Here is a 5,197-nt window from a genome sequence, read left to right as displayed (position 1 = left end):
GCCCGTGAAGGTCGCGATCGGCGCCGGGGTGATGGTCGTGGCCGGGACGGCGCTGGCGATGGCGATGACCGGTGCGCAGGAGCCGCCCAAGCCGGAGGCGAAGAGGGAGCCGGCGCCCGCCGTGGCGCCGCGGACGCCCGCGCCCCCGCTGCCCGCGCCGCCCGCGCCGGAGCCCACGCCGCCGCCCGCCACCCGTCCGGCGCCGCCGCCGCCTCCGCCGAAACCGACGCCTACCCCGACGCCCACGCCGACGCCTACGCCCACCCCGACGCCCCGGCCCACCGCGCCGAAGCCGACGCCTACGCCCACTCCGACGCCCACCCCGACACCCACCCCGACACCGACGCCCACTCCGTCGCCGGAACCGACGCCGTACCTCCTCAGCTCCCTGGGGACGGATCTCGGCGGGGACGGTACGGAGCCGGAGGTCCGCCTCCTGGACAGCAGCTGGATATGGCGGCGGGACGCACCGGAGATCGACGGCCGGGCGTACCCGAACGGCGTGACCGTCCCCGGCACGTCCGCCGTCGTCATCGATCTGAACCGCCCCTGCACCTCGTACGACGCGGTCGCCGGGGTGGACGATCTCAGCCTGGGGCTGGGGGCGGTGCGGTTCTCCGTGGCGGGCGACGGCGAGCCGCTGTGGAGCTCCGGCGTGGTGCGCGGCGGGCGGCCCGCGGTGCCGGTGCACGTCCCGCTGACCGGCGTGAAGACGCTGCGGCTGAGCGTGGCGCCGCAGACGCCCATGGACACTCCGGTGCTCGCGGACTGGGCGCAGTCTCAGATCAACTGCCGCTGATCCGGGAAGCGTTGACAGCGTTGGCGGGGCCCGTCGGCGGCTTCGCTCAGAGGCGGGCCCGGGGCGGCACCCCGGCGGCGACCGCGCGGCGGCGCGGGGACGTGGCGGCATCGGTCCAGCAGCTGCCGCGCCGCAGGACCAGGCGGCGCAGCCACAGCTCCGTGGAGACCAGCTCGGCCAGGCCGTCCAGGGGCAGCGCGGCGCCCTCGGCGGCGGCGCGCAGCGCCTTGCGGACGACCCGCGCCTCCACCAGCCCGGCGTCGGCGAGCAGCGGCGCGTCGAAGAGCTGCAGCAGGCCGTCGACGGCGGCGCGCAGCCCGGTCCGCAGAGCGGCGGTGTGCGGGAGGTCCGCGGTGGCGCCCCAGCCCGGCGGCAGGTCCCGTACACCCGCTCCGGCGAGGACAGAGCGGAGGACGGCGGCGCGGGCGCCGGGCTGGACGCGGAGGGTGTCGGGCAGCGCGCGGCAGGCGAGGACCACCTGGTTGTCGAGGAACGGCGCATGCAGGCGCTGGCTGCGGACCTCCACGGCCTGTTCGAAGACGCGGTGGTCGGCGGCGCGGCGGGCCAGCGCGGCGCGCGCCCGGCGCTCGCCCGGCCTTCCCGCGCCGGGGGCGCGCGTCGCCGCCGCGCTCAGCCGCACCGCCACCTCGGCCAGCGCCTCGCCGGTGAGCCAGCGGGCGGCGGGCCCCGGGCGGCACCAGAACAGCGCGGCCAGGGAGGCGTCGACGGCGCCCGGTTCTCCGGGGTCGCCGACCCGCCGCTCCACCAGGCGTCGCGCCGTCTCGGCGACCCCGGTCCCGTAGGGCGTACGGGCGAGCTTGCGGGCGGCGCGGTAGACGGTGAAGGGCACCAGGACGGAGTGCGCGGAGGGGCCGTCGGCCCTGGCCAGGGCGGTGACCGGGCGCAGCAGATGGCGCCTGCGGCGGTCCAGGAGGAGGTCGGCGAGGCGGGCCGGGTGGGCGTCGAGGACCTGGCGGGCGCCGTGGCCGGTGAAGTGGTCGGCGCCCCCGGCGAGCAGGCGGCTGCGGTGGCGGAACGCGGTGACGAGGGAGGGGCCCGGCTCGTCGGTGAGCGGGAGGGTGCCGAGCCCGGCGAACGGCAGGGCCTCTTCACCACCGGTGACGACGCGGTGGTGCAGGCGGGGGTTGTCGGCCAGGGCGCGGGCCCGCTCCAGCTCGGCGTCGCGGTGGGCGCGGCCCCCCTGGGTGGTGTGGTCGGTGAAGGTGACGGCGAGGAGGCGCTCGCCGCGGCCGGTGAGCGCCCCCGGTGCGCCGGGCAGCCCGGCGGCCAGCAGCGCGAGGGTGCCGGAGGCGCTGCCGCCGGAGAGGTCGGCGCCGACCCCGGGGGCAGGGGCGCCGCGGGCCGCGCGTCGTTCGGCGGGGCCCATGCCCGGCACCGGGCCCGGGTCCAGCCCTTCGGGGCCGTCGGGGCCATCCGGGACAGCGGCGTGCCGGGGGCTCGACAGCCGGGCCCGGACCGCATCGACCAGGGCCTCGCGGACGCCGTCCACCGCCTGTTCCGGGGCGAGTTGGGGGGCGGCGACGGCCAGGGAGGCGACCGGTTCGTACGAGGTGATCTCATGGGCGCCGCCGCGCAGCACCAGGGCGTGGCCGGGCGGGACGCGGCGCACCCCTTCGTAGGGCGTGCCGGAGCCGAGCGCCTCGGGGGAGTCCGGGCAGGCCAGGAGGGCGCCGAGGTGGCCGATGTCGAGTCCGGCCTCGATGAGGTCGGCGAGCGGCAGGGCTGCGGTGGCGAAGGCGGTGCCGCCCTCCCAGGGGGCGTGGAAGACGGGGCGGGCCCCGGCGAGATCGCCGGTGATGGTGAGGCGGCGGCTCATGCGGACGACGGCGGTGTAGCTGCCGGGCCAGGCGGTGAGGTGGCGCAGCGCGCCGCCGCGGGCGGCGAAGAGGCCGACGCGCAGCTGGTCGTCGGTGGCGCCGCAGACGCCGAAGACGGCGAGCGCGGTCTCCGGGTCGGCGCGGACGACGCGGACCTCGTCGGGCCGCCAGTCGCCGACCGCCCACAGCGGATCCGGTCCGTCCCACAGGAGTTGGGCGCCCACGGGGAGGACCGTGCGGCTCCCCCCGGTGGCGGCTGGGCCCGTGGTGGCACTGCTCCACCCCACCAACCAGCGCATGCCGCCTCCCCGCATCCCCGTGCCGCGGGGGCGCGCCACCGCCCCGTACCGCGGATTTCAGCCGTTGTGCGGTCCATGCTGCCATGACGGGGGCGTACGGGAGCCGAGCGGAGCGGCGGGGCGGCGCCCGGGAGCGGGAAGTTGACGTCGCGGGCAGGGCTCTGCCTCGCGGTGCGCGGCGGAGTGCGGGCAGGGCGCACGGCGGGTGTCGGGGGCGTGCCGCGGGGCGCGCCGCGCCGTTCCGGAGACGCCGTCCGGGCCCGCGGCGCGTTTCCGTCGCCCGGCGTTATTCGGCCAAAGTCTGCTGAACTCCGTTCAGCCGGCGGCGCGCCGCGGCGCCTCGCGCAGACCGGCGGCGCGGGAGCCGCGTCCGGCTCGCGCGACGGTCCGGGAAGCGGGCTGCGCCTCCCGGACCGGACCACCGCCCGCGGGGAATGGAGCGGCGGTATCCCCCAGCCCACCGGATCCAGTACAGCGGGCCGACCCACGCGGCACCCATGGAAGCGGCGGCGCTCTCCGGGAGGCAGCGCGCACATGTGGGCGCACGGCAACACGTACCCGGAGCACATGCCAACTCCCGCTCCCCCGACCCAAGATGAATCTCGCCATCCGGGACACCGGCCCTTAACGGTCGGGATCCGGCGAACTACTCTGGGTGGACGCACGCCCCGGGGCACCGGGGCTGCCGTCGCAGTGTCGAGGGGTGCGCAATGTCCAGGGATATACGCGGGCCGAACGAGAAGCTCGGCACCGTTCTCGCCCTCGCGGGTATCAGCAACGCCGGTCTGGCGCGCCGGGTGAACGACCTCGGCGCACAGCGCGGGCTGACGCTTCGTTACGACAAGACGTCGGTCGCCCGCTGGGTCTCCAAGGGGATGGTGCCGCAGGGCGCCGCGCCCCATCTGATCGCGTCGGCGATCGGCAGCAAGCTCGGGCGGCCGGTCCCGCTGCACGAGATCGGCCTGGGCGACGCTGATCCGGCGCCCGAGGTCGGGCTGACATTTCCCCGCGATGTGGGCGCAGCGGTGCGTTCCGCCACCGATCTCTACCGACTGGATCTGGCCGGACGGCGGGCCGGGGGCGGGGGGATCTGGCAGAGCCTGGCCGGATCCTTCGCCGTCAGCGCGTACGCCACCCCCGCCTCCCGGTGGCTGATATCCCCGGCCGACAGCTCGGTGGCGCGAAACGCGGTCGAAGCAGCCGAGGCGGGCGAGAAGGACACCGCCTCGGCCGCGAACGCGGCGATACCCCAGCATGTCGGCCACAGCGATGTCAGCAAGCTCCGCGAGGCGGCGGAGGACGCGCGCCGCTGGGACTCCAAATACGGCGGCGGCGACTGGCGTTCGTCCATGGTGCCGGAGTGCCTGCGGGTGGACGCGGCCCCGCTGCTCCTCGCCTCGTACAGCGACGAGGTGGGGCGCGCCCTCTTCGGCGCGACCTCCGAACTCACCCGCCTCGCCGGGTGGATGGCCTTCGACACCGGGCAGCAGGAGGCCGCCCAGCGCTACTACATCCAGGCGCTGCGGCTGGCCCGCGCCGCGGCCGATGTCCCCTTGGGCGGCTACGTCCTCGCCTCGATGTCCCTGCAGGCGACGTACCGCGGCTTTGCCGACGAGGGAGTCGATCTCGCCCAGGCCGCGCTGGAGCGCAACCGCGGACTGGCCACCGCGCGCACCATGAGCTTTTTCCGCCTGGTGGAGGCGCGCGCGCAGGCGAAGGCCGGTGAGGCCCGCGCCTGCGAGGTGGCCCTGAAGGCCGCCGAGGGCTGGCTGGAGCGCTCCCGCGGCGGCGACGCCGACCCGTCCTGGCTGGACTTCTACTCCTACGAGCGGTTCGCCGCCGACGCCGCCGAGTGCTACCGCGACCTGCGACTGCCCCGCCAGGTGCGCCGCTTCACCGAACAGGCCCTCTCCCGGCCCACCGAGGAGTTCGTCCGCTCGCACGGCCTGCGCCTGGTGGTCTCCGCCGTGGCCGAGCTGGAGTCCGGCAACCTCGACGCCGCCTGCGCCGCGGGCACCCGCGCCGTCGAGGTCGCCGGCCGCATCTCCTCGGCCCGCACCACCGAGTACGTCCGCGACCTGCTGCACCGCCTGGAGCCGTACGGGGACGAGCCGCGGGTGGTGGAACTGCGCGAGCGGGCGCGGCCGTTGCTGGCGGCGCCGGCGTAGGGGGCGTCGGGCCGCGAAGGGGTGGCCGGCCCGGGCGCGTGCGGCCCGGGCGGGCGTGCGGCCCGGGCGCGAGCGGCCCGGGCGGGCGTGCGG

General features: G+C 77.1%; 3 protein-coding genes. 2 read left to right on the top strand and 1 reads right to left on the bottom strand.

Annotation, left to right across the window (positions count from 1 at the left end):
- Positions 1 to 799 (top strand): NPCBM/NEW2 domain-containing protein (locus ACFWWQ_RS29470; protein ID WP_384602306.1); only part of this gene is annotated, 799 nt, incomplete at its 5' end.
- Between the two features lie 46 nt (positions 800 to 845).
- Here the strand turns inward: ACFWWQ_RS29470 and ACFWWQ_RS29465 are convergent.
- The gene (locus ACFWWQ_RS29465; protein ID WP_384602304.1) at positions 846 to 2,936 is read right to left on the bottom strand and encodes an asparagine synthase-related protein; all 2,091 of its coding nucleotides are present in this window, start codon (positions 2,934 to 2,936) and stop codon (positions 846 to 848) included.
- Positions 2,937 to 3,646: 710 nt separating this feature from the next.
- On the opposite strand from ACFWWQ_RS29465, the gene ACFWWQ_RS29460 reads away from it, so the two are divergent.
- Complete coding sequence (locus tag ACFWWQ_RS29460) at positions 3,647 to 5,104, top strand: MFS transporter (protein ID WP_384602302.1); 1,458 nt, start codon at positions 3,647 to 3,649, stop codon at positions 5,102 to 5,104.
- The last annotated feature ends 93 nt before the right edge of the window (positions 5,105 to 5,197 follow it).

Source organism: Streptomyces sp. NPDC059080, assembly GCF_042739975.1.
Classification (GTDB): domain Bacteria; phylum Actinomycetota; class Actinomycetes; order Streptomycetales; family Streptomycetaceae; genus Streptomyces; species Streptomyces benahoarensis.
Note: the sequence above shows the minus strand (reverse complement) of the source record. Positions and strands in the feature narration are given on the sequence as shown.